General features: G+C 64.8%; 20 protein-coding genes and 1 tRNA gene. 13 read left to right on the top strand and 8 right to left on the bottom strand.

The features are described 5' to 3' along the window. Nucleotides 1-20: 20 nt before the first annotated feature. Both ASD71_RS19960 and ASD71_RS19955 read right to left on the bottom strand, forming a co-directional pair. A complete protein-coding gene (locus ASD71_RS19960; protein WP_082579001.1) occupies nucleotides 21-1,580 on the bottom strand; it encodes an ABC transporter substrate-binding protein in 1,560 nt (519 codons plus the stop codon). Nucleotides 1,581-1,692: 112 nt separating this feature from the next. Then, on the bottom strand, nucleotides 1,693-2,961 hold the full coding sequence (locus ASD71_RS19955; protein WP_056568623.1) for an amino acid deaminase: 1,269 nt from the start codon (nucleotides 2,959-2,961) through the stop codon (nucleotides 1,693-1,695). A gap of 179 nt (nucleotides 2,962-3,140) precedes the next feature. On the opposite strand from ASD71_RS19955, the gene ASD71_RS19950 reads away from it, so the two are divergent. From ASD71_RS19950 to ASD71_RS19935, 4 genes are all read left to right on the top strand, one after another. After that, nucleotides 3,141-3,932, top strand: a complete 792-nt coding sequence (locus ASD71_RS19950) for a deaminated glutathione amidase (protein WP_082579000.1) — start codon at nucleotides 3,141-3,143, stop codon at nucleotides 3,930-3,932. A gap of 102 nt (nucleotides 3,933-4,034) precedes the next feature. Continuing rightward, nucleotides 4,035-5,375, top strand: a complete 1,341-nt coding sequence (locus tag ASD71_RS19945; RefSeq protein WP_056568621.1) for a replication-associated recombination protein A — start codon at nucleotides 4,035-4,037, stop codon at nucleotides 5,373-5,375. 45 nt (nucleotides 5,376-5,420) lie between these two features. Next, nucleotides 5,421-6,764, top strand: coding sequence for a serine--tRNA ligase (gene serS, locus ASD71_RS19940; protein WP_056568618.1), 1,344 nt, complete (start codon nucleotides 5,421-5,423; stop codon nucleotides 6,762-6,764). A 234-nt stretch (nucleotides 6,765-6,998) separates the two neighbouring features. Beyond that, nucleotides 6,999-7,247: a hypothetical protein gene (locus ASD71_RS19935; RefSeq protein WP_082578999.1), complete on the top strand. Its 249-nt coding sequence runs from the start codon at nucleotides 6,999-7,001 to the stop codon at nucleotides 7,245-7,247. Nucleotides 7,248-7,480: 233 nt separating this feature from the next. Here ASD71_RS19935 and ASD71_RS19930 read toward each other — a convergent pair whose 3' ends face one another. Together ASD71_RS19930 and ASD71_RS19925 are read right to left on the bottom strand one after the other, a co-directional pair. Then, a complete protein-coding gene (locus ASD71_RS19930; protein WP_056568612.1) occupies nucleotides 7,481-7,813 on the bottom strand; it encodes a hypothetical protein in 333 nt (110 codons plus the stop codon). Nucleotides 7,814-8,108: 295 nt separating this feature from the next. After that, the gene (locus ASD71_RS19925) at nucleotides 8,109-8,621 is read right to left on the bottom strand and encodes an ASCH domain-containing protein (RefSeq protein ID WP_056568609.1); all 513 of its coding nucleotides are present in this window, start codon (nucleotides 8,619-8,621) and stop codon (nucleotides 8,109-8,111) included. Between the two features lie 193 nt (nucleotides 8,622-8,814). On the opposite strand from ASD71_RS19925, the gene ASD71_RS19920 reads away from it, so the two are divergent. Both ASD71_RS19920 and ASD71_RS19915 read left to right on the top strand, forming a co-directional pair. Further along, the gene (locus ASD71_RS19920) at nucleotides 8,815-9,012 is read left to right on the top strand and encodes a hypothetical protein (RefSeq protein ID WP_056568607.1); all 198 of its coding nucleotides are present in this window, start codon (nucleotides 8,815-8,817) and stop codon (nucleotides 9,010-9,012) included. A gap of 1 nt (nucleotide 9,013) precedes the next feature. Further along, nucleotides 9,014-10,204 (top strand): amidohydrolase family protein, encoded by a 1,191-nt coding sequence (locus tag ASD71_RS19915; RefSeq protein WP_056568603.1) that lies wholly within the window; start codon nucleotides 9,014-9,016, stop codon nucleotides 10,202-10,204. Here ASD71_RS19915 and ASD71_RS19910 read toward each other — a convergent pair. Next, entirely contained in the window at nucleotides 10,201-11,103 is a 903-nt protein-coding gene (locus ASD71_RS19910) for a LysR family transcriptional regulator (protein WP_056568600.1), read from the bottom strand. The genes ASD71_RS19915 and ASD71_RS19910 overlap by 4 nt on opposite strands. A gap of 118 nt (nucleotides 11,104-11,221) precedes the next feature. Between ASD71_RS19910 and ASD71_RS19905 the strand changes: the two genes are divergently transcribed. Beyond that, complete coding sequence (locus ASD71_RS19905) at nucleotides 11,222-12,349, top strand: mandelate racemase/muconate lactonizing enzyme family protein (RefSeq protein WP_056568597.1); 1,128 nt, start codon at nucleotides 11,222-11,224, stop codon at nucleotides 12,347-12,349. A 183-nt stretch (nucleotides 12,350-12,532) separates the two neighbouring features. Continuing rightward, the gene (locus ASD71_RS19900; RefSeq protein WP_056568594.1) at nucleotides 12,533-13,513 is read left to right on the top strand and encodes a tripartite tricarboxylate transporter substrate binding protein; all 981 of its coding nucleotides are present in this window, start codon (nucleotides 12,533-12,535) and stop codon (nucleotides 13,511-13,513) included. A gap of 327 nt (nucleotides 13,514-13,840) precedes the next feature. On the opposite strand, the gene ASD71_RS19895 is transcribed toward ASD71_RS19900, so the two are convergent. Then, nucleotides 13,841-14,683 (bottom strand): IclR family transcriptional regulator, encoded by an 843-nt coding sequence (locus tag ASD71_RS19895; RefSeq protein ID WP_056568591.1) that lies wholly within the window; start codon nucleotides 14,681-14,683, stop codon nucleotides 13,841-13,843. Nucleotides 14,684-14,843: 160 nt separating this feature from the next. On the opposite strand from ASD71_RS19895, the gene ASD71_RS19890 reads away from it, so the two are divergent. The 4 genes from ASD71_RS19890 (at nucleotide 14,844) to ASD71_RS19875 (ending at nucleotide 20,102) form a co-directional block, all read left to right on the top strand. After that, nucleotides 14,844-16,496, top strand: a complete 1,653-nt coding sequence (locus ASD71_RS19890) for an MFS transporter (protein WP_056568588.1) — start codon at nucleotides 14,844-14,846, stop codon at nucleotides 16,494-16,496. A gap of 33 nt (nucleotides 16,497-16,529) precedes the next feature. Next, nucleotides 16,530-17,492: a carbon-nitrogen hydrolase family protein gene (locus ASD71_RS19885; protein ID WP_056568585.1), complete on the top strand. Its 963-nt coding sequence runs from the start codon at nucleotides 16,530-16,532 to the stop codon at nucleotides 17,490-17,492. Nucleotides 17,493-17,495: 3 nt separating this feature from the next. Further along, nucleotides 17,496-18,113 (top strand): flavin reductase family protein, encoded by a 618-nt coding sequence (locus tag ASD71_RS19880; protein ID WP_056568584.1) that lies wholly within the window; start codon nucleotides 17,496-17,498, stop codon nucleotides 18,111-18,113. A 372-nt stretch (nucleotides 18,114-18,485) separates the two neighbouring features. Then, nucleotides 18,486-20,102 carry a methyl-accepting chemotaxis protein gene (locus ASD71_RS19875; RefSeq protein ID WP_304438794.1) on the top strand — a complete coding sequence of 539 codons (1,617 nt, stop codon included), beginning with the start codon at nucleotides 18,486-18,488 and terminating at the stop codon, nucleotides 20,100-20,102. 104 nt (nucleotides 20,103-20,206) lie between these two features. On the opposite strand, the gene ASD71_RS19870 is transcribed toward ASD71_RS19875, so the two are convergent. Both ASD71_RS19870 and ASD71_RS19865 read right to left on the bottom strand, forming a co-directional pair. Continuing rightward, nucleotides 20,207-20,923 carry a hypothetical protein gene (locus ASD71_RS19870; protein WP_156395233.1) on the bottom strand — a complete coding sequence of 239 codons (717 nt, stop codon included), beginning with the start codon at nucleotides 20,921-20,923 and terminating at the stop codon, nucleotides 20,207-20,209. Between the two features lie 302 nt (nucleotides 20,924-21,225). Further along, nucleotides 21,226-21,316, bottom strand: a tRNA-Ser gene (locus ASD71_RS19865). 224 nt (nucleotides 21,317-21,540) lie between these two features. Here ASD71_RS19865 and ASD71_RS19860 point away from each other — a divergent pair. After that, complete coding sequence (locus tag ASD71_RS19860) at nucleotides 21,541-22,776, top strand: cation:proton antiporter (RefSeq protein WP_056568574.1); 1,236 nt, start codon at nucleotides 21,541-21,543, stop codon at nucleotides 22,774-22,776. Nucleotides 22,777-22,799: the final 23 nt, after the last annotated feature.

Here is a 22,799-nt window from a genome sequence, read left to right as displayed (position 1 = left end):
GCCGCCCGCCTGGCAGGGGCTTACTTGGGCGCCTTCCAGGCATTCCAGAAGTACGGCCACGGCACCGCCTGTGTGCCTTGCAGCGCGGGCGAGCGCGCGGCTTGCGCGTTGAAGTCGCCCACCTTGATGAACGGCACCTCGTCATACACGGCCTGCTGCACGTCGGCCCAGCGCTTGACGCGCTCTTCCTGTGAGCCGGCTTGATTGAAGGCGTCCAGCACCTGATTGCGGCGCGGCGTGTCCCACCAGCCCGGCGCGTCCTTGGACGGGAAGTCGATCAGCGCGGGTTCGGGCAGGAAGGGGCTGTGGGTAATGAAGATGTCCCACACGGCCGGATCCTGGCGGCGCTGCGTCAGCGTGGCCCAGTCCACGACCTGCATGTCCACCGTGAAGCCCGCGGCCTTCAGGTATTCGGCGGCGACCAGCGCCATCTTGTAGTGGAACTCGTACTGCTGGCTGGTCAGGATGCGGATCTTGCGGTCCTGCACGTTGGCGCCGTCCACCAGCTTCTTGGCCGCCGCGGCGTCGCCCTTGTTGTAGACCTTGCCGCCCAGCGACGTGGCCCACGGGAAGCCTTCCGGATACAGGTCGCCGTTGAGCTTGTAGAAGTTCTTGTCGCCGAACGCCGCGAACAGCATGTCTTCTTCGTTCAGGGCCAGCTGCACCGCCTGGCGCACGGCCTGGTTCGACATGATGCCCTGCTTGGTGTTGAGCACCAGGCGCGGCCAGCCGAAGGGCTTGAGCATGACGGGATCCGAGCGGCCGTTCTTCAGCTTGGCCAGCGACTCCACGGGCAGCGAATCCACATAGTCGAACTGGCCTGCCACCGCGCTTTCCACGCGGGTGTTGGCATTGCTGACCGGCACGAAGCGGATTTCGTCCAGGTATTGCTTGCGCGCGCCGCCGTAGCCGTTGGGCTCACCTTCGCGCTGCTTGTAGCCCTCAAAGCGGACAAGCTGCACGTACTGGTCGGGCACCCGGGCCTTGAGTTGATAGGGGCCGGTGCCGACGAATTCGGTCAGGGCCGGCGCAATCTTGCCCTTGGGCATGACGACAGCGGCGCTGTTGTTCATGGCCAGCAGCGCGGTCAGCGGCGCGTACGGCTGCTTGAGCGTGATGCGGATCGTGTTGGCGTCCGGGGCCTCGATGCCACTGATGATCTTGGCGGCCATCTTGCCGCGCGTGGCGGTCTCGGTCCAGCGCTTCAGGGACGCCAGCACGTCGGACGAATCCATCTTCGAGCCGTCATGGAACGTGATGCCCTGGCGCAGCGGAATCGTGTAGACCAGGCCGTCGGCCGACACTTCCGGCATCTTGTCGGCCAAGAGCGGCGTCAGGTTCCACTTGGCGTCAAAGGTGTACAGCGTCTCGAAGAAATGCTGGGTCAGGATGCCCACCAAGTCCGCGGTGCTGGTCATCGGGTCCAGCGTCGGCGGCTCGCCGATGGTGGCGACAGAAATCGTGCCTCCCTTGACCGGCGTGGCACAGAGGGCGGGGGTCGACAAAGCGGTCAAGCCAATTGCGCCGGCCGCGAGCAGGCTCTTCAGCCCACCGCCTCGCCGGGAGGTACGGAAGTTCATGATTCTCTCTCCAGAGGAACAGAAACAGGTTGTCGCGTGAAATCGGATGAGCGCCGGGTGCCCGGATGCTGCGGTCCCCGTCGGGCCTGGCGCGGTGCCGCGGGCAGGGGGACTAGAAGAAGGTTTCGGCCACGCCGGTGACGCCGTAGTGCTCATTCACCAGCAGTACCTGACGCCATTTGTCGAACGTCAGGCAGGGATGCGAAATATCGAAGGCGATCATGTCGCCGACCTGGATGTCGTCGCCGTCGCCCACCTGCATGAACGCGTGCTGATCCATCATGGCGGACAGCTTCCAGTGGGACGGCGCGGCGCCAGGCTGCACCGAACCGGGCCGGTACAGCAGGGCGGGAGTGGGCAGGCCCGCGTCAAAGGCCGCGTCGCGCTTGCCCAGGGCGATGATGGCGCGGCCTGGTTCGGGCAGCGACTGCACGTAGGCCCAGACCTGCAAGGCGGGCTGCAGGCCAGGCTCCATCTTGCGCGCCACCGGGTTCTGCGCATTGATGCGCTCGGCCGCGGTGCGGTAGATGCCCACGTCGTGCGACAGGTAGCAGCCCGGACGCAGCACCACTTCCAGGGGGCTGCCGATATCCAGTTGCGAGAATTCCTCGGCCACGACGTCGAACCAGGCCGAACCGGCGCCTGAGATGATGGCTGGACCGTTCTTGCGCAGACGGCCGGCGGCGGCCAGGCCGCGCAGCGCATCCGTGGCGCGGCGCAGGAACGCGCGGATGGCGCCTTCTTCCTGCAGCACGCCTTCGTAGACCTCGATGCCGGCCAGCGCCAGGCCGGGCCAGCGGGCGATCTCGTCGGCCACTGCCTGCAACTGCGCGTCGTCGCGCACGCCGGTGCGTCCGCCGGCCGGACCCAGTTCGATCAGTACGGGCAGCACCTTGCCCTCGTCGCCGAAGAACTTGCCCAGTTGTGCGGCGTTGGCGGCGGAGTCCACGATGCAGAAGAATGTGAAAGCGGGGTCTTGCAGCAGACGCGCGATGATCGCCATGTTGGCGCGGCCTACGAGCTGGTTGGCCATCAGCACCCGGCGCACGCCGTGCTGGTAGGCCGCCAGGACCTGCGGCGCGGTGGCCAGGGTGATGCCCCAGGCGCCATTGTCGATCTGGCGCTTGAACAGCGCAGGGCTCATCGTCGTCTTGCCATGCGGCGCCAGCTTGACGTGATAGGCCTCCATGAACTGCTGCATCCACTGCAGGTTGTGGCGCACGCGCGCTTCGTACAGCACGGCCACGGGCAGGCTCACGTCTTCGTTCAGCAGATTCCAGTTGAGCGCCGCCACGTCGGCGGTGGTACAGGACTCGGGAAACGCGCCCAGGCCTTTGCCATTCACGTCCAGCGGCGCTGCGGGGGAGGAGGAGTTGGTCATGGGAGCGGCCTGTTTTGGAAAATATTTACGTCAAATCCGGTTTTTTTCATTATCGTGAAAGAAATTTACAAGCGGGAGCTAGGAGTTTCCCGTAGCCCGGGCCGCGCCGACGGTGGGAAAATAGGTCCATTGCTGCGCGCCCCCACAGGGCGCGCCCGTGCTTCGACAAAGGAAAAGCCATGCTGAAAGTCGCCCTGGGCCAGTTCGCCGTCAGCCGCGTATGGGAAGAAAACGCGCAGGTCTGCATCGATCTGATGGAACGCGCCCGCGCCGGCGGGGCCGGCCTGCTGGTCCTGCCCGAGGGCATCCTGGCCCGCGACATCACCGATCCGCAGATCGTGCTCAAGGCCGCGCAGCCGCTGGACGGCCCCTTCATCACCCAACTGCTCGAGGCCAGCCGCGGTTCGGACCTGGCCACGATGATGTGCGTCCACGTGCCGACGGGCGAGGGCCGGGTGTGGAACACGCTGGTCACGATCCGCGACGGCCAGATCCTGTCGCAGTACCGCAAGCTGCACCTGTACGACGCCTTCACCATGAAGGAATCCACCAATGTCACCGCCGGCACCGACATCCCGCCGTTGCTGGATATCGCCGGCCTGCGCGTGGGCCTCATGACCTGCTACGACGTGCGCTTTCCCGAACTGGCCCGCCGCCTGGCGCTGGACGGCGCCGACCTGCTGGTGCTGCCAGCCGCCTGGGTGCGCGGTCCGCTCAAGGAAATGCACTGGGAAGTCCTGGTGACCGCGCGAGCGCTTGAAAACACCTGCTACGTCGCGGCCACCGGCGAATGCGGCGAACGCAATATCGGGTGCAGCATGGTCGTGGATCCGCTGGGCGTCGTCACGGCGCGGGCCGGCGAAGCGTCCGCGCTGGTCTTTGCCGATATCGACCCCGAACGGCTGGCTCATGCGCGCAAGGTCCTGCCCGTGCTGGCGAACCGCCGGTTCGGCTCGCCCGAACTGGCGTAGGCTTGGCGCGTTGCTGCCTCGCGGGGCGGCAGGCAGGCAAGGGGGCTGGGCATGGTGTAATGCAGGCTTGAAATCCTTGCTGTATTCCTTCATCTGCTGCCAATGAGCAACGATCTCTTCGCGGCCGATCCTGCGCATCGGCCATACGTTCCCCTGGCCGAACGCCTGCGTCCCCGCACCCTGGCCGACGTGGTCGGCCAGTCGCACCTGCTGGGACCCGACAAGCCGCTGCGCGTCGCCTTCGAATCCGGCCGTCCGCACTCCATGATCTTCTGGGGGCCGCCGGGCGTGGGCAAGACCACGCTGGCGCGCCTGATGGCCGACGGCTTCGATGCGCAGTTCATCGCCATCTCGGCCGTGCTGGGCGGCGTGAAGGACATTCGCGACGCCGTGACGGTGGCGCAGATCGCGCAAGGCCAAGGGCGCCGCACGATCCTGTTCGTCGACGAGGTCCACCGTTTCAACAAGGCGCAGCAGGATGCCTTCCTGCCCTATGTCGAAAGCGGGCTGTTCACGTTCATTGGCGCGACCACCGAGAATCCCTCGTTCGAGGTCAATTCCGCCTTGCTGTCGCGGGCGCGCGTGTACGTGTTGCAGTCGCTGACGGCCGAAGAGCTGCAGCAGCTGGTCGACCGCGCCGTGCAGGCGCTCAACGAAGGCCAAGACGATGGCGCGGCCATCCGCATCGAGCCCGACGCGCGCGAGCAGCTTGCCGCCTGGGCCGATGGCGATGCGCGCCGGCTGATCAGCGCGGTGGAAGTCGTGGCTGAATCGGCACAGTCCGCCGGACGCGATACGGTGGATGCCGCCTGGCTGGAAATTTCCCTGTCGCAGAACCTGCGGCGCTTCGACAAGGGCGGCGACGCCTTCTACGACCAGATCAGCGCGCTGCACAAGTCGGTGCGCGGCTCCAACCCGGATGCCGCGCTCTACTGGTTCTGCCGCATGATCGACGGCGGCGCCGATCCCAAGTACCTGTCGCGGCGGCTCGTGCGCATGGCGGTGGAAGACATCGGCCTGGCCGACCCGCGCGCCACGGACCTGGCCGTGAATGGCGCCGACATCTACGAACGCCTCGGCTCCCCTGAAGGCGAACTCGCGCTGGCACAGGCGGTGGTCTACATGGCGTGCGCCGCCAAGTCCAACGCCGTCTACAACGCGTACAACCAGGCGCGCAAGTTCGCGGCGGAGCACGGCAGCGCGCCGGTGCCCATCCACCTGCGCAACGCGCCGACCAAACTGATGAAACAGCTGGGCCACGGCAAGGCCTACCGCTACGCGCACGACGAGCCCCACGGCTACGCTGCGGGCGAGCAATATTTCCCTGATGGACTCAAGCCTTCCTTCTATCGGCCGACCGATCGCGGCCTGGAGGCTAAAATCCAGCAGAAGCTGGCATTCCTGCGCGAGCTGGACGCGCAGGAACGCGCCAAGAACCGGTGACGGGCAAGCCCCGCCGCCATTTTTTGCAACCTCACCGACCTCACCATGCTAGACCCGATACTGCTGCGTAAAGACCTGCAAACCGTCGTAGACCGCCTCAAGACCCGCGGCGTCGCCTTCGACACGGAACGGTTCAACGACCTGGAGTCTCGCCGCAAGGCCGTCCAGACCGAGACCGAGTCCCTGCAAGCCCGCCGCAATGCGCTGGCCAAGCAGATTGGCCAACTGAAGGCCAAGGGCGAGGACGCCAGCGCCGTCATGGCGGAATCGCAAGCCGTGCCCGAGCGCCTGAAGCAGCTCGAGGAAGAGCTGGCCGCCCTGCAGCAGCCGCTCAACGACTTGCTGATGTCGGTGCCGAACCTGCCGCACGCCAGCGTGCCGCTGGGCGAGTCCGCCGACGACAACGTCGAGGTCCGCCGCTGGCTGCCCGGCGAAGCCGGCGCCGACGGCAACCCGCCCGCGCTGGGCTTCGAGGCGCGCGACCACGTGGCGCTGGGCGAACCGCTGGGCCTGGACTTCGACATGGCCGCCAAGCTGTCGGGCGCGCGCTTTTCGTTCATGCGCGGCCCCATCGCCCGCCTGCACCGCGCGCTGGCCCAGTTCATGCTGGACCTGCAAACCGGCACGCACGGCTATACCGAGTGCTACACCCCCTACATCGTCAACGCGTCGACGCTGTACGGCACCGGCCAGCTGCCCAAGTTCAAGGACGACATGTTCGCGGTCTCCAAGGGCGGCGACGACGATCCCAAGGTCGACGACCAGGGCAAGCCGTACGTGCGTGAAGACCAATACCTGATCTCCACGTCGGAAATCACGCTGACCAGCGTGGCCAGCGGCGCGATCCAGGCCGCCGCCGACCTGCCGCTCAAGCTCACCGCCCACACGCCGTGCTTCCGCTCTGAAGCTGGCAGCGGCGGCCGCGACACCCGCGGCATGATCCGCCAACACCAGTTCGACAAGGTCGAAATGGTGCAGATCACGCAGCCGGACCAGTCGTACGAGGCTCTCGAGGAAATGGTCGGCCACGCCGAACGCGTGCTGCAATTGCTGAACCTGCCGTACCGCGTCGTGCTGCTGTGCACGGGCGACATGGGCTTCGGTTCGGCCAAGACCTATGACCTGGAAGTCTGGCTGCCGGCGCAAAACACCTGGCGCGAGATCTCGTCGGTGTCCAACTGCGAAACCTTCCAGGCCCGCCGCATGCAGGCGCGTTTCCGCAATGCCCAGGGCAAGCCGGAATATGTGCACACGCTGAACGGTTCGGGATTGGCCGTGGGCCGGGCGCTGGTCGCCGTGCTTGAAAACCACCAACAGGCCGACGGCAGCGTGCTGATTCCTGAGGCGCTGCAGCCTTACATGGGCGGTATTACAGTACTCAAACCCTGATATTCACCCCGCGTCCATCGGCCATATGGCGGATAAAAAGACGGAGCCTTCGGGCTCCGTTTTTTTTTATCATTGCCGACATATTCCTGTCGCTTTGGAACGCTATCTTGCTCGCGTGAGTGCTTGATTTTTGATGTGAGCAATTGTGTATTTGGCATAAAAGGGCCGGATAGTTACGGCACAATACACCGGCGTTCGACACGCGTCATTCACTTATATAACAAGGAGTTGTCCATGACTTCAAGAATGATTGGAGATTTTCGTGTGAGATGCTCTGTGGCAAAGGAAGACGAACAGGGCTATCGGGTGCAGATATGGACCCGCCGCGTTGGCGGTACCGCACCGGAAAAATGCTGGACCGTGCCGGGACAGCCGCCCTTCGCGGAATTGCACGAAGCAGAACAGGAAAGCCGTCATCTGTTCCAGGGCATTAATGGTGTGCGTTTCAACGGTGAACCGGAGTTTGCTCATGCGTCCGCATAATGGTTGGTGGCGGGCGTCCAGTGCGCCGCGCCGCTGGATTGATCTCGTTCAGGAATCGCCGCGTTGGGCCGATGACAAGGCCAAACCGGTATCGCAACAACCGGCCTCACTGGCCGCCAAACCTGTGCAGGCACCCGCTGCCTGACAGGGCATCGCGCGGGGCACCGGACATTGCCTCGACGAAATAAAAGGCCACTCGCTAGAGTGGCCTTTGCTTTTGCCGCAAGGTGGAATCAGTGACGGCCGTGACCGTGTCCATGGCCGTGGCCGCGGTAATAGCCGTGGCCGTGCCGGGGGCCGCGCCACTCGCGGCGATCGTAATACCGGCCGCCACCGTAATACACCGGCCCCGGGTAAACCACCGGCGGCGCCACATACACAGGCGGCGGACGGTAATACACCGGCGGGGGCGGGGCCACGTAGACGGGCGCCGGGGCCACATAGACGGGCGCGGGGTAGACGACGCCAGGCACGCCGATGGAGATGCCGACGTCCACGCGCGCCAGGGCTACGCTCGAGATCATCAAGCCCGCGGCGCCGAGACCTGCAATAAGCCATTTTTTCATTTTGCACCTGCCCGCTGCGAGCCGCAGCAAAGTTGAGTATTCGTTGACGCCATTTTCGGCGGTTTCCGCCAGCTATTCGTAAGCATGGCGACCGCAATGGCGACAATCCGAAACTGCCCCCATTTAAAATCTCGCGCATATGCTGCACTGCGGCAGCGGGCGTCCGCTCTGACGGATTTCGTGTTGAAGTCGATTGAAATAGGCTGGAATCAGCTGAATCCGAACGCCGCCGTTACACCTGGACACCATCTCTGGAGGCCGGCGGCGAGGAATGTTGCTGCGGCACGCCAGGTGCCTAATAGTCCGACTTGTTGTAAGGGGTGGTCTGGCGGTATTCCACGACCCACACCCACGGGTTGGCCGCCCACGCATGAGAGCCATACCGTTCGCACCACATCAGCGCGAACGCCGTTTGCAGAGGCACGCCCGGCAATAGCGCAGAACTCTGATAAAGCGATTGCGTGCCTTCGGCGCGCGCGTCGGCCTCGGTCAGGCTCTGTAGCCGTTGGATGCGTACGCCCACGACGACGGCGCTTGCAAAAGGCGCGCCCGCTTCATCAGCCAGGATGATGGTCTCGCCCGATTTGCCATACGGGCATCTGACCCAGCTCGAGGTCTTGCGCAATTCGGAAGGGTTATCGGGTGACGGTCCCATGGCCACCCATCTTCCGGAATCCGCAGCGTCCGCATACCAGACCGTGGTGAACTTGGACGGCTGCGGCTTGAGGATGCGCCGGCTCTGCACCTTGGCTCCATCCAGAATGGCTTGCTTGAGCGGTCCGCTGAATTGAAGTAACTGCCGTTTCATGTGCTAGCTGTATCCCTCGCGATGAACGCTTGCGCGCTTATTGCTGTTACGGCCGGGGCCGGCACGTGCCACCTGCTCGAAACGTACTCAATCTCTGTCCGGAGTATGACGTGTCACGACTTACCTGTCAGGAGGGCGCTTCATTTCTGTTGTCTTTTTGAAAACGGCGAGGCGTTATTTGTATACTCGACGCATGACTACCGACCTCCACAATCTCAAGCCCGGTTACTACTGGTACACCATGGCCAACGACCCGCTGGCCGTCATCCATATTCATGAAGACGGCGGCGCCACGCTCATGGGCACGGACTATCGCATCGGCGCCGAAGGCGTCGCCGACATGGTCCGGCAAGGCGAGCGCTTCTTCTGGATCGAGCCGCCTCAAGTCTGAGATGGCGGATCTGCTCCTCAAGAACGTTCGCACGGCAAAAGGCGAGGGCGTTGACGTTCTGGTGCGCGGCGGCCGCATCCTGCGGATCGGACCGGGGCTCGATGCCGATCCCGGCATAGCCGTCGAAGACGGCGGCGGCGCCTTGCTGCTGCCCGCCCTCATCGAGGGCCATACCCATCTGGACAAGACGACCTGGGGTTCCGCCTGGTACGTGAACCAGGTCGGACCGTCCCTGACCGATCGCATCGACAACGAACGCAACTGGCGCGCCGCCACCGGACACGACGCCGCCAGCCACGCGCACGCATTGGCCCTCGCATTCCTGCGTGCCGGCACGACGCGGATCCGCACCCATGTCGACGTCGACACCGACGCCGGGTTGAAACACCTGGAAGGCGTGCATGCCACGCGGCAGGCGCTGGCCGGCCGCGTCGAAATCCAGACGGTGGCCTTTCCGCAGTCGGGCCTGTTGGCGCGTGCCGGCACGGCCGAGCTGCTGGACCAGGCACTTGCCGGCGGGGCAGACGTGCTGGGCGGGCTGGATCCGTCCGCCATCGACCGCGATCCCGTGACATCCCTGGATGTGCTGTTCGGCCTGGCCGACAAGCATGGCAAGCCCCTGGACATTCATCTGCACGAGCCCGGCGAACTGGGCGCCTTCACGCTCGAATTGATCCTTGATCGGGTGCAGGCGCTGGACATGAAAGGCAAGGTCGTGATCAGCCACGCCTTCTGTCTGGGCGCCCTCGACGCCGCGCGTCTGAACGGGTTGCTCCGGCGGCTGGCGTTGCTTGACGTGGCCCTGTTGACCACCGCGCCGGCGTCGCGGCCGGTGCCTGCGGTGCGCGCCTGCCGCGAGGCAGCCGTGACGCTGTTTGGCGGCAACGACGGCATCCGGGACACCTGGACGCCGTACGGCAGTCCCGACATGCTGGAACGCGCCGCGCTGATCGGGCTGCGCAACGATCTGCGCCGCGACGACGAGATCGAGTGGGCGTTTGAATGCGTGACCCGCGCCGCCGCCCGTGCGTGCGGGTTTGCGGATTACGGTCTGGTCCCGGGCGCGCGCGCCGACCTGGTGCTGGCCGATGCGAGCTGTGTCGCCCAAGCCGTGGTGCAGCGCACGCCCCGGCGCCTGGTGGTGTCCAGCGGCGTGGTCGTGGCGCGCAACGGCGAAGACGCCATCGCCTAGCGGGCGCGCGGCACGGCCGCGGCACCCAGGCCGAGTTGCGACTCGGCCAATTCCACGAAGGCCCGCATCAATTCCGATCGCACGCCTGACCGCAGCCAGATCGCGCCCACGGTTCTGACCGGACAAGGCTCGGGCAGCGGCCAGCGTTTGACGTGCGCGGGCGGCGTGCCCGTGCTGGCCCAATCGGGCAGCAGCGCGACGCCCAATCCTTCGGCGACCAGTTTGGCAATGGATTCGATGCCGTCCAGTTCAAAGCGGACGCGCGGACGCAGGCTGCGCGCGCGCAGGTAGTCGTCCGCCATCTTGCCGCCCACCACGCTGCGGTCGTAGCAGATGTACGGTTCCTGGGCGATAACGGCCAAGGGGTCGTCGACCTTCATGTCGGCCGGTGTGACCAGCACCAGGGGTTCGTGCCGCAGGTCGCGCCACGCGCAGGTCTTGGGAATGGGAAACAGCGGATGCACCAGCAGCGCGCCGTCCAGTTCGCCGGACAGCACTTTGCTGTACAGCAGCGTGGTTGGCGCGGGTTCTATATAGATCTCGATGCCTGGGTGCCGCGCCACCCAGGTGCGGAGCACCGGCGGCATGATGCCGGTCAGGGCGGTGGGCGTTGCGCCCAGCCGCAATGGGCCCGCTGGCAGGTCCGTGTCCGAGGCGGCCGAGCGCAGGTCGCGCACGTCGCGCAGGATGGCGCGCGCGCGTTCCAGGATGCGCACGCCGGCGGGGGTGGGCTTGACGGTGCGGCCCGAGCGCGCAATCAGTGCGCTGCCCACGTCCGCTTCCAGCGCGCGCAGCCGCTGCTGCACCGTGGCCGGTGTCAGCCCCTGATGCCGGGCAGCCTGGGCGATGGAACCGAGTTCCACCACATGCACATATGTTTGTAGAAAGCGCGAATCCAAAGCGGTGAGCTCTACTCGGAAAATGGTTTTTCCATATTCTAAAGATGCATGAAGATAATTGTTGTTTTCTTTGGGGGCGGGAAGAATAGGGTCTTTCACTGCTACGAAGGAGCCACCCGTGCCCATCATTGAATCCATAGACGTATGCGCCGCGGCGGTGCCTCTGGATAAAGTCACCTCGTTTTCCAACCGCACCGTGTCCACCCGCCACTACGGCCTGGTCAAGGTGCGTTCCACCGATGGCGTCGAGGGCATCGGCTTCTGCTACGTCGGCAGCGCCGGCGGCGCGATCTTCGAGGCCGCCGTCCAAACCCTCTTGGGCCCCGTGCTGCTCGGCAAGGACTCGCACGCGGTCGAAGGGCTGTGGCAGTCCATGTATCAGGAAGCGCTGCTGCAGGGCCGCCAAGGCACGGTGATGCGCGCGTTGAGCGCGCTGGACATCGCGCTGTGGGACCTGAACGCCAAGACCGCGGGCCTGCCGCTGCACAAGTTCCTGGGCGCGGTCGAACTGGAATCCGTGCCGGCCTACGCCAGCGGCGGCTATTACCTCGATGGCAAGACCCCGCAGCATCTGGGCGAGGAAATGGCCAGCTACGTGGCCAAGGGGTTTGGCGCGGTCAAGATGAAGACAGGCCGCCTGTCGCCGCGCGAGGAAGAAGCACGCCTGAAGGCCGCGCGCGAAGCCGTGGGCCCGGACGTCGAGCTGATGATGGACTGCAATAACGCCTGGCAGGACGTCACGCAGGCCATGCAGTACATCCGCCGCTTCGAACAATACGAGCCGTACTTCATCGAAGAACCGTTCAGTCCGGACGACATCGACAGCCACGCCAAACTGGCGCGCCTGACCCACCTGCCGATTGCCACCGCCGAGATCGGCTACGGCCGCTGGTATCACAAGGAACTGCTGGACAAGGGTGCGGCGGGCATCCTGCAGACGGACGCGGCCGTGTGCGGCGGCATCACCGAGTGGAAGCGCATCGCCGCCACGGCCGCCAGCTACGGCGTGGTCGTGTGCCCGCACTGGTTCCACGACGTGCATGCGCCGCTGGTCGCGGCCACGCCCAATGCGCGCTATGTCGAGTTCTTCTGGGATGACCAGGTTCTGAACTTCCGCAAGCTGGTCGACCGCCAACTGACCCACAAGCAGGGCCGCGTGATCCTGCATCAGGAGCCGGGGCTGGGGTTCGGCTTTGACGAGCGCATGGTTGAACGCTTCGGCAAGTGGACGCGCGTCGCCCGCTAGGCCCGTCGCCCGGCGCCGCGCGCAAAGGTCGCGTGCCGTGCACATGCGGCAGCGGCGCCGGTTCATGCAGGCGTAGTACCGAAGGTCCGCATCGAGGCCGCGTCAGATGGCCGGATGCAACAGAGGCAGGCAGTTCCACATAACCAGTTGCCGGCCTTTGGACCGGCGCGCGAGGAGACAACAATGCAACGTAGGCAATTCATGACCGGCGCCGCGGCGCTCGGGGCGGCCCTTGTGCTGCCGTCGGCGGCGCGGGCGCAGGACATGCCGTCCGGGCCGGTGAAGATCGTGGTGGGGTTTCCCGCGGGCGGCGGCACGGACGTGCTGGCCCGGCTGCTGGGACAGAAACTCGGCGTGCTGTGGAACATGCCCGTGATCGTCGAAAACCGCGCGGGTGCGGCGGGCATCATTGCGGCCGAGCAGGTCGCGCGCCAGCCCGGCGACGGCAATACGCTGCTGATGGCGCACGTGAACAGCCACGGCATCGCGCCGGGCTTGCAGCCCAAGCTTGCGTATTCGGTGGACAAGGACTTCACGCCCATCGCGCTGGTCGGCAAGACGCCCACCATCCTGATCGGCGGCGCCAGCCAGCCGGCCAAGACGTTGCCCGAACTCGTCCAGCTGTGCCGCGCGCAGCCCGGCAAGATCGTGTTCGGGTCGGCGGGCAGCGGTTCGGCCCAGCACCTGGCGCTGGAAATCTTCAAGGCGCGCGCGGGCATCGACGTGCTGCACGTGCCGTACAAGGGCTCGGCGCCGCTCATGAACGACCTGCTGGGCGGCCATGTGCAATATTGCTTCGAGGGCATGACGACGGCCACGCCGCTGATCCAGTCCGGCAAGGTCATCGCGCTGGCGCAGACGCTGCAAAAGCGCTCCAAGAGCCAGCCCAATGTGCCGACGGTCGCGGAGCAGGGCTATCCGGGCTTCGAGGCCAGCATCTGGTTCGGAATGGTCGGGCCGGGCGGAATGCCCGCCGCCATGGTCCAGCGCATGAATCGGGATATCGACCAGGTGCTGGCGATGCCCGACGTGCAGGAAAAGCTGGCGCAGGTGGGCGCGGAAGACGGCGGCGGGGGCGTGCAGCGATTTGCCGAGTTCATGAAGAGCGAACAGCAGAAGTACGCCAAGACGATCCAGGACGCGAAGATCGTGGCGGAGGGATAAAGCTAAATACGGGCGGTGTCTGACACCCGGTGGCGCGGATCCGACACTTGATGACAATCTTGCTCGGGTGTCAGACACCGCGTGAATCAGATGGTGTCTGACACCCGGTGGCGCGGATCCGACACTTGATGACGGTCTTGCTCGGGTGTCAGACACCGCGTGCCAAATATGGGCGGTGTCTGACACCCGGTGGCGCGGATCCGATACTTGACGACGGTCTTGCTCGGGTGTCAGACACCGCGTGCCAAATATGGGCGGTGTCTGACACCCGGTGGCGCGGATCCGACACTTGACGACAATCTTGCTCGGGTGTCAGACACCGCGTGATTAGTTGGGATCCACCCAGCCCGCCGTCGCCGAGATCGAGCGGGCTTTTTCGCTGAGCAAGCGCGCCGTGTCGGATTCCAGGTCGTCGTCCACCGCGCCCACCGGCCCCATCAGCGTGATGGCCGCCTTCATTTCGCCCAGCATGTCGAAGATGGGCGCCGACAGCGATGTGAAGTGCGGCAGCAGCGCGTGGCGGCAGCGGCTGATGTGGTGTTTCTGCACTTCGTCGCGGATGGCCTGCACGTCCGCCATCGTGTAGGTGTTGCCGGCCGTGCCGCCGTGGCTTTCGGGCGTCGGCGAGGCCATTTCCTGTTCCAGCAGCTCGCGGGTCAGCGCATCGGGCAGGTGCGCCAGGAAATTGCGGCCCAGGGCGGATGACAGCAACGGCATCACCGTGCCCACGCGCAATTCCAGCAGCGGCCGGCTGCGGCTGCCTTCGACGCGGTAGACGATCGTCGGGCCCTTGTTGCCCCACACGCCCAAAAACACCGTGTGACCCGTCGCTGCGGCCACCTCGGCCATGATGGGACGAGCCGTCGTGAACACGTCGAATTGCTCCAGGGCGGCCAGCCCCATCCGCAACGCATACGGACCCAGCCCGTAATGGCCGGTGTCGGCGTGCTGCTGCACCACGCCGACTTTCTGGAAACTCACCAGGTAATAGTGGACGTTGGGAACCGTGAGCGCACAGGCGTCCGCGATTTCCTTCAACGGCATCGGACGGCCGGTCTTGCGGATGACGTCCAGGATCCGGAACCCGACCTCGATCGACTGAATGCCCCTGCGCGCCGTGGCCGGCGCCTGTTCCGAATTCTTCTCAATCTTGCCGGCGGGCCTTGCCATTGCTGCCTCCACAGTGTGCGTGGCGGCAGTGTAGCAGCGGCCTTTCTGCCGTTTTCCGGCCCGCGCCGGGTTTCCCCTAGCTTTTTCCCGCCCGGGCTTAGCTTTGATAATAGTTAATGCGTACAGCAGTATCAATCTAAAACGACAGGGGAAAGCAAGCATGGAAGCAAATGTCGCAATGCCCAGGCTCGACGCCGGGCCGACGCTGAGCCGCAAGGAAGAACGCCAGGTCGTGGTCGCCTCGACGCTGGGCACGCTATTCGAGTGGTACGACTTTTTCATCTACGGAACGCTGGCCGTCTTCATGAGCCAGGTCCTGTTTCCGCAGGACAACCCCACCGTCGCGCTGCTGGCTGCCCTGGGCGCGCTGGCCGTGGGCTTCATCATCCGGCCGCTGGGCGCGGTGATGTTCGGCTACCTGGGCGACAAGCTGGGCCGCAAGTACACCTTTCTGATCACCGTCGTCATGATGGGCGGCGCGACGGTGCTGATCGGCTGCCTGCCCACCTACGAGACGGCGGGCCACCTGTCGTGGATCCTGCTGCTGACGCTGCGCATCGTGCAGGGCCTGGCGGTGGGCGGGGAATACGGCGGTGCGGTGATCTACGTTGCCGAACACTGCGAACCCCGCCGCCGGGGCCTGCTGACCGGGTGGATCCAGATCACCTCGTCGGCCGGCCTGATCCTGTCGCTGGTCGTCATCCTGCTCGTCCAGGCCTCGATGAGCGCCGAGGACTTCCGCCAGTGGGGCTGGCGTCTGCCGTTCATTCTGTCCATTGTGATGCTGGCCATTTCGATCTACGTGCGCGCCAAGCTGCACGAATCGCCGGTCTTCACGCGCATGAAGCAGCAGAACCGTCTGTCGAAGAATCCCGTCAAGGAAACGTTCGGCCAATGGCCCAGCCTGCGCCTCGTGCTGCTGGCGCTGATCGGCGTTACCGCCGGCCAGGGCGCCACGTATTTCACCGGCCAGTTCTACGTGATGATCTTCCTGCAGCAGGCCGTGCAGCTTGACCAGACCACCGTCTACCGGCTGATCCTGATCGGCTTCATCATCGGTGCGCCGACCTTCGTGCTGTTCGGCTGGCTGTCGGACAAGGTGGGCCGCAAGTGGATCATGATGGCCGGCCTGTTCATTGGCGCCGTGGGCTACCACGCGATGTTCAACGTGCTGCTCAATGCCGGCAACCCGGCGCTGGCGCAGGCGATGCAGACGACCCCGGTCAGCGTGCATGCGGACACCAGCGGCGGCGCCTGCGACTTCGGGCTGCAGGCTGCCATGATCGGCAGCCATGCCGACCACAAGAAGGTGTGCGTGCAGGCCAAGAAATTCCTGGTCGGCAAGGGCATCAACTTTGAATATGCCGCGCCGATCCCGGGGCAGGAGATCGCGATGAGCGTGGGCGGTGTCACCGTCAACGGCTTTGACCGCGCGGCCTATGCCAAGGCGCTGACGGCGGCCGGCTATCCGGAGAAGGCGGACCCCGCGCGCATCGACCGCGCCACCATCATCCTGATCCTGGTGTTGATGACCGCCGTCGTCGCGATGGTTTATGGCCCGGTCGCGTCCTATCTGGTTGAATTGTTCCCGGCGCGCATCCGCTACACGGCGCTGTCGTTCCCGTATCACATCGGCGCGGGCATTTTTGGCGGTATCGTGCCCTTTACCGCCACGTACCTGGCGCAGGCCAGCGGCAATATCTTCGGCGGCTTGATGTATCCGGTGGCGGTGATGGTGGTCGTGGGCGTGATTGGCAGCTTGCTGCTGCCCAACACGCGTGCGAAGGCCATCGACGAAGATCCGGCCCACTGACAATAACGAGACAAAAAGGAAGCGAGCATAGATATGTCCATGCAAAAGACCTTCAAGGCCGCCGTCATCCAGGCGGCGTCCATTCCCACCGACAGCGTGGCGTGCGCCCAGAAGGCCGCCGCGCTGATCCGGCAGGCGGCCGAGCAGGGCGCCCGCGTGCAGGTGTTTCCGGAGGCCTTCCTGGGGGGATATCCCAAGGGCAATTCCTTCGGCGCGCCCATCGGGATGCGCAAGCCCGAGGGCCGCGACGCTTTTGCCGCCTACCATCAGCAGGCCATCCGCCTGGACGGTGAAGAGGTCGCGCTGGTGGCGCAGGCAGCGGCCGACACCGACAGCTTCGTGGTCATGGGCTGCATCGAAGCCGACGGCGGCACGCTGTACTGCACCGTGCTGTACTTCAACGGCCAGGCCGGCTTGGCGGGCAAGCATCGCAAGCTGATGCCGACCGCCGGCGAACGCCTGATCTGGGGCTTTGGCGACGGTTCCACGATGCCCGTCATCGACACGCCCTACGGCAAGATCGGGGCGGTGATCTGCTGGGAAAACTACATGCCCATGCTGCGCATGTACATGTACAGCCAGGGCGTGGCCCTGTACTGCACACCCACCGCGGACGACCGGGACACCTGGGTGCCCAGCATGCGCCACATTGCGCTGGAAGGGCGCTGCTACGTGCTGACGGCGTGCCAGCATCTGCGCCGCAGCGCCTACCCCGACGACTTCGAATGCGCGCTGGGCGACGCGCCGGACACGGTCCTGATGCGTGGCGGCAGCGCCATCATCGGTCCGCTGGGCGAGGTGCTGGCCGGCCCGGATTTCTCGGACGAGACCATCCTGTACGCCGACATCGAACCCAACCAGATCCTTCGCGGCAAGTACGACTTCGACGTGGCCGGGCACTATGCCCGTCCCGACGTCTTCCAGCTTCAGGTGGACACCCGCGAAAAGCGCGCCGTCTCGGCCACGGGCGCCGCCGCCGGGCAGCAGGAGGTCTGATCGATGCATTTTGATTTCAACGCCTTGCCGGCGCAGACGGTCTACAACATCCTCACCTCGACCGTCACGCCGCGCCCGATCGCCTGGGTCACCACCGTGTCGGGAAAAGGCGTCGTCAACGCCGCGCCGTTCAGTTTCTTCAACGTGATGGGGCATCAGCCGCCGACGGTCGCGATCGGCCTGATGCGCCATGCCGGCGGGGAGTTCAAGGACACCGGCGCCAACATCATCGAGAACGGCGAGTTCGTGGTGAATCTGGTGCCGGAATCCCTCGTCCGCGAAATGAACCAGACCTGCGCCGACTACCCCGCCGACGTGAACGAGATGGCCGCGGCCGGTCTGACCGCGCTGCCTGCCACCCATGTGCGTCCGCCGCGCATTCAGGGCAGTCCGGTGTCGCTGGAGTGTGTCAGCCAGGCAACGGTCGTGACCGGTCCGCGGCAGATTGTGGTTATCGGGCGCGTGCTGGGCGCGCATGTCGACGACGCCTATGTGCGCGACGCCGAACGCGGGCATGTGGACACGCCGGCGCTTGGCTTGATTGCCCGCATGCACGGCGGCGGCTGGTATGCCCGCAGTACGGACACGTTTCAGTTGGCGCGGCCGACGTCGCCGACCTGACTGCCACGGCCTTCGGGCCGTTTTTTTTGCCCGGATTTTGGCGGTCATTTCTGTCAGCGGTAGCGGCTTTTTTACAACGCTGCCGTCGCCTTTCACGCAATGCGAAGAGGTTGCGTCAATAACGCCTTCATTTCCCCGGATGCCGCCGAAATCCGGACTGCTAGCATCCGTTCGACCGTCGCGAGAACCCTCGGCAAACCGACCTCTCCGCCGGCAATTTCAGACACAACGGACACCATAATTGGGGGCGGATAACCAGGGGCTTGCGAGCATCTGGCTTGAATTGGCGGCGGCGCAATCCCGCCGCCGAGGCATCCGCCCGAGCACGCATTCACACTTGCCCTGGAAGTCGCCGGAGGCAGTATGAAAAACATGAAGCTTGGAACCCGCCTTGCGGGTGGTTTCGCCATCTTGCTGGCCATGATCATGGTCATGTGCATCGTCGGGCTCGTCAGCTTGGCCAACATCAACGACTCGGTCGAAACGCTGACGCAGCGTTCCCTCACGAAGGAACGTCTGATCAACGATTGGGCGCGCAACATCCAGTCCGGCGTCACCCGGACCACCGCGATCGCCAAGAGCGCCGACGCCAGCCTGGCAGGCTTCTTCACCGAGGAAGCCGCAGCGTCGACCCGCAACTCGTCGGCCTTGCAGCAGAAGATCGAGCCGCTGATCGAAAGCGACGAGGAAAAGGCGCTGTGGCAGGGGATCAGCAAGGCGCGTGCAGATTACCTGCGCACCCGCGATGGCATCTTCAAGGCCAAGCAGGAAGGCAACGTGGACGCCGCCAACAAGATCTTCACGCAGGAGTTCGTGCCCGCGACGCGCCAGTTCATCGACAACATCAATCGCCTGTCTGAACTGCAGCGCGCCGATATCGACGCGCGGGCCACGGACATCGAAGCCTCCTACGGCACCGCGAACCTGTGGATGATCGTGATCGGTTCTATCGCGGTGGTGTGCGGCCTCTTGATGTCCGTGCTGCTGACGCGCAGCATCACCCGTCCGCTGTCCGACGCCGTGCGCGTCGCGCGCACGGTTGCCGCGAACGACCTGACCAGCACCATCGTCGTGCGGTCACGCGACGAGATCGGCCAGTTGATGGCGGCGCTGGAATCCATGAACGCCAACCTGGTCAGCACCGTCGCCCGGATCCGCACCGGCGTGGACAGTATTGCGTCCGCCTCCGGCGAGATCGCGGCGGGCAACACCGACCTGTCCTCGCGCACCGAGCAGCAGGCGGCCTCGCTGGAGGAAACCGCCGCGTCGATGGAGCAGTTGTCGTCCACCGTGAAGCAGAACGCCGACAGCGCCAAGCAGGCCAACCAGCTTGCCGCAGCCGCCTCGGAAACGGCGTCGCGCGGCGGCGCCACCGTGTCGGAGGTCGTGAGCACCATGACGGCCATCTCCGCCAGCTCGGTGAAGATCTCGGACATCGTGTCGGTGATCGACGGCATCGCATTCCAGACCAACATCCTGGCGCTGAACGCCGCCGTGGAAGCCGCGCGCGCCGGCGAGCAGGGCAAGGGCTTCGCCGTCGTGGCCGCCGAGGTGCGGACGCTGGCGCAGCGCAGCGCCCAGGCCGCCAAGGAGATCAAGGTCCTGATCGAAGACACCGTCCAGAAGATCGGCCAGGGCTCGGGCAGCGCAGAGCGCGCCGGCGCGACGATGCAGGAGATCGTCAGTTCCGTGCAGCGCGTGACTGACATCATGGGCGAAATCGCCGCAGCCTCGGCCGAGCAGGCCGACGGCATCGAACAGGTCAACCGCGCCGTGTCGCAGATGGACGAAGTGACTCAGCAGAACGCGGCGCTGGTGGAAGAGGCCGCCGCGGCGGCGGGTTCCATGCAGGATCAGTCGGCGGATCTGACGCGGGCGGTGAGCGCGTTCCGGTTGCCTGGCGGCGGGGAGCGGGTGCTGGCGGTCGAGGCGGTGTCGTCCGTTCAGGCCGGCGGGGCGCAGGCATCGCTGCGGCTGGCTGCTTATTGAGCGTGCGGCAACGGCGCGAATGACGCTGGAAAAAATAGCCCCGATCGTCTCGGGGCTACTTTTTTGTTCTGCGGGAGGGTGCCTGATTCATGCCGCGAGCGCGATTAATCCACGACTTTGACGAAAACTGCCTTGAAAACGGGCATCACACGCCCCGTCTTTCTGATGGTGGTGTACGGCATGTTCCCTACGTAGTTGCCCACGATAAACAGTTCGGAGTCAGCGCGCGCGGTCGGAGGCATTTTTGTGCTTCGGGTGTCGATTTCCACGTATGCGTATGCATGGTCTCGATAATTCGACGAGCGCATCAGGAAGCGATCCGGGTGCAACCCCTCTCCCTGGTCGATAAAACCTGAGAACGTGTATTTGCGATTGTCAGGCTGAAGCATGGGGCTATACGCCAGGTCTTGGCCGTTGGCCGCGTCGTAGATTGTCGCCGCTTCGCTTATCGTCAGGATTTCTGCCTTGTTCTCGCGGATCAACGCGATGCGCTCTTTTTCGGCTTGCTTGCTGAGCCTGATCGCCAGATTCTCGGTGCACTGCTGAAGATCGCGCTCTTTGCTGCCGAACTTTAACCCCATCCCCATCTGGCTCCGCGCGTCATCACACGCCGCCATGATTGAGGACCCCTCAAGGTAGATTGGCCATGCCAAGTCCGCCATTCTGCTTATCTCTTCCTGCGACGCCCACGCCCGCCGGGGCGGGCTGCTCCCTGTGAGCGCGCCCACGGTCGTCTCCTGCAGGAATTGCCCAAAGCCGCCACTGGTGGCACAACCCACCATTAAGAACGACGCAAGAACAACCGCAGCTTTCGTTTTCATCTGTCCGTCTTTTTTATGGCTGTCGATGGGGGCTTTTTATCTGCGCGCGAACGCATGAGAAGAGGCACGGAATGCGAGCGGGTCACATTTTGACATGAGCCTCAGGACGCGGTGCTCCGTTGGCCGCACGCAGTTGCTGCAATCGGTTGCAGTTCGGCGAAGGGATGGGGCGAGGGCTTGGGCTAAGCAGGCTCGGGCTAGGCCGGCTTTGGTTTGCGTTATCTCTATGGCCAGCCCAAAAGCAAAAGGCCCCTTGCGGGGCCTTTGCAAAGCGCTTAGATATTATCCAGACGCTTGAATACTGGCGGAGAGGGTGGGATTCGAACCCACGGTACGGGGATACCGTACGCCTGATTTCGAGTCAGGTACATTCGACCACTCTGCCACCTCTCCGTGGCTGGGTTCCGCAGCGGTGAAGTTTTTCATTCACTAAAGATCCCTGGTCGGAAGGACCTTCGTTGTCGGAGCAGCGAAGCCCGCAATTCTACAGGATTTTTTTCTTTTGTGTAAAGGGGCGGAAAAAAGAACGGGTAAAAGGACCACAGCGGGTTTCATCCGGCTTTCAGTCGGCGCAATCTTTGGCCAGAATTCACCCCATTCCGCCCTCTGCCCATCCCATGGACCTCATTCTCATCCTTCTGCTCGCGGCTGTGCTTTGCGTGCCTGTCACGCAAAGGCTGGGTTTGGGCGCCATTCCCGGCTACCTGATTGCCGGCGTGCTGGTCGGTCCGTCGTGTTTGAAACTGGTCACGAACGTGGACACGATGATCGGCGTCTCGCAGTGGGGCGTCGTGATGATGCTGTTCATCATCGGATTGGAACTGTCGCCCAAGCGCCTGTGGGCGATGCGCAACGAAGTCTTCATCCTGGGCACCCTGCAGATGCTGGTCTGCGGCCTGTTGCTGGGGGTGGTGTTCGGCGCGGCGCTGCGGCACCTGGCGGGCATGGAGTGGCAGGCGGCGGTGCTGTGCGGCCTGTCGCTCGCGTTGTCGTCCACGGCGGTGGCGCTGCGGCTCCTGGACGAGCGCCAGTTGACCCGCACGCCGCTGGGGCGCTCTGCGCTGGGCGTGCTGCTGTTCCAGGACATGGCCGCGATTCCGATGCTGGTCGCCGCCGGCTTGCTGGGGGCGGACGGGACATCCGCGCCGTCCTTCAAGGAAGCGCTGGTGGCCGTGGCGGTCGTGGCGCTGGCCTACCGGCTGCGTCTTCTGGGCTGGGCGGCCAAGGCGGAATTGAACGAACTCTTTACCGCTGCGGCGCTGCTGATGGTGGTGGGCGCGGCCCAGTTGTTCGACTACGCAGGCCTGTCGGCCGGCCTGGGCGGTTTCCTGGTGGGCGTGCTGATGGCCGAATCGCGCTACCGGCACGAACTGGAAAAGGCGATCGACCCGTTCAAGGGCTTGCTGCTGGGCCTGTTCTTCGTGGCCATCGGCATGTCCATCAACCTGAAGGTTGTGGCCAATCATTGGATGTTCATTTGCGCGGGCGTGGCGGCGCTGCTGGCGGTCAAGGCCGTCATCCTTTATGGATTCGCGCGCTTCCTTGGGCTGCCCCGTTACCACCGGCTGCTGTTTGCGCTGGTGCTGGCCCAGGGCGGCGAGTTCAGCTTTGCCATCTTCAACGAAGCGTGGGACAACCATCTGGTGAACCTTGAGCAGCGCGACGTGCTGTCGGTGATCGTCGCGGTGTCGATGGGCGTCGTGCCGGTACTGATCAAGGTGCTGGAACGCGTGCCGGAAAAATACGGCGGCATGGCGGGCCTGCCTGTGACAGACGCCTTACCGGTCACGGACTCGCCGCCGGCTGCCGACGCCGCGGCGTCCTCCCCAGCGGACAAGCCCCCCGTTGCTTGACCCCGCAGCGGGTAAGGGCATGG

The organism is Achromobacter sp. Root565 (assembly GCF_001427425.1).
GTDB lineage: Bacteria > Pseudomonadota > Gammaproteobacteria > Burkholderiales > Burkholderiaceae_B > Achromobacter > Achromobacter spanius_D.
This window is presented reverse-complemented; position numbering and strand designations above follow the sequence as displayed.

What these genes read in the sequence shown, in the direction of transcription:
- ASD71_RS19960 (WP_082579001.1), bottom strand. Translation starts at nt 1,580, where the DNA reads ATGAACTTCCGTACCTCCCGGCGAGGCGGTGGGCTGAAGAGCCTGCTC.
- ASD71_RS19955 (WP_056568623.1), bottom strand. Translation starts at nt 2,961, where the DNA reads ATGACCAACTCCTCCTCCCCCGCAGCGCCGCTGGACGTGAATGGCAAA.
- ASD71_RS19950 (WP_082579000.1), top strand. Translation starts at nt 3,141, where the DNA reads ATGCTGAAAGTCGCCCTGGGCCAGTTCGCCGTCAGCCGCGTATGGGAA.
- ASD71_RS19945 (WP_056568621.1), top strand. Translation starts at nt 4,035, where the DNA reads ATGAGCAACGATCTCTTCGCGGCCGATCCTGCGCATCGGCCATACGTT.
- serS (WP_056568618.1), top strand. Translation starts at nt 5,421, where the DNA reads ATGCTAGACCCGATACTGCTGCGTAAAGACCTGCAAACCGTCGTAGAC.
- ASD71_RS19935 (WP_082578999.1), top strand. Translation starts at nt 6,999, where the DNA reads ATGACTTCAAGAATGATTGGAGATTTTCGTGTGAGATGCTCTGTGGCA.
- ASD71_RS19930 (WP_056568612.1), bottom strand. Translation starts at nt 7,813, where the DNA reads ATGAAAAAATGGCTTATTGCAGGTCTCGGCGCCGCGGGCTTGATGATC.
- ASD71_RS19925 (WP_056568609.1), bottom strand. Translation starts at nt 8,621, where the DNA reads ATGAAACGGCAGTTACTTCAATTCAGCGGACCGCTCAAGCAAGCCATT.
- ASD71_RS19920 (WP_056568607.1), top strand. Translation starts at nt 8,815, where the DNA reads ATGACTACCGACCTCCACAATCTCAAGCCCGGTTACTACTGGTACACC.
- ASD71_RS19915 (WP_056568603.1), top strand. Translation starts at nt 9,014, where the DNA reads ATGGCGGATCTGCTCCTCAAGAACGTTCGCACGGCAAAAGGCGAGGGC.
- ASD71_RS19900 (WP_056568594.1), top strand. Translation starts at nt 12,533, where the DNA reads ATGCAACGTAGGCAATTCATGACCGGCGCCGCGGCGCTCGGGGCGGCC.
- ASD71_RS19895 (WP_056568591.1), bottom strand. Translation starts at nt 14,683, where the DNA reads ATGGCAAGGCCCGCCGGCAAGATTGAGAAGAATTCGGAACAGGCGCCG.
- ASD71_RS19890 (WP_056568588.1), top strand. Translation starts at nt 14,844, where the DNA reads ATGGAAGCAAATGTCGCAATGCCCAGGCTCGACGCCGGGCCGACGCTG.
- ASD71_RS19885 (WP_056568585.1), top strand. Translation starts at nt 16,530, where the DNA reads ATGTCCATGCAAAAGACCTTCAAGGCCGCCGTCATCCAGGCGGCGTCC.
- ASD71_RS19880 (WP_056568584.1), top strand. Translation starts at nt 17,496, where the DNA reads ATGCATTTTGATTTCAACGCCTTGCCGGCGCAGACGGTCTACAACATC.
- ASD71_RS19875 (WP_304438794.1), top strand. Translation starts at nt 18,486, where the DNA reads ATGAAGCTTGGAACCCGCCTTGCGGGTGGTTTCGCCATCTTGCTGGCC.
- ASD71_RS19870 (WP_156395233.1), bottom strand. Translation starts at nt 20,923, where the DNA reads ATGAAAACGAAAGCTGCGGTTGTTCTTGCGTCGTTCTTAATGGTGGGT.
- ASD71_RS19860 (WP_056568574.1), top strand. Translation starts at nt 21,541, where the DNA reads ATGGACCTCATTCTCATCCTTCTGCTCGCGGCTGTGCTTTGCGTGCCT.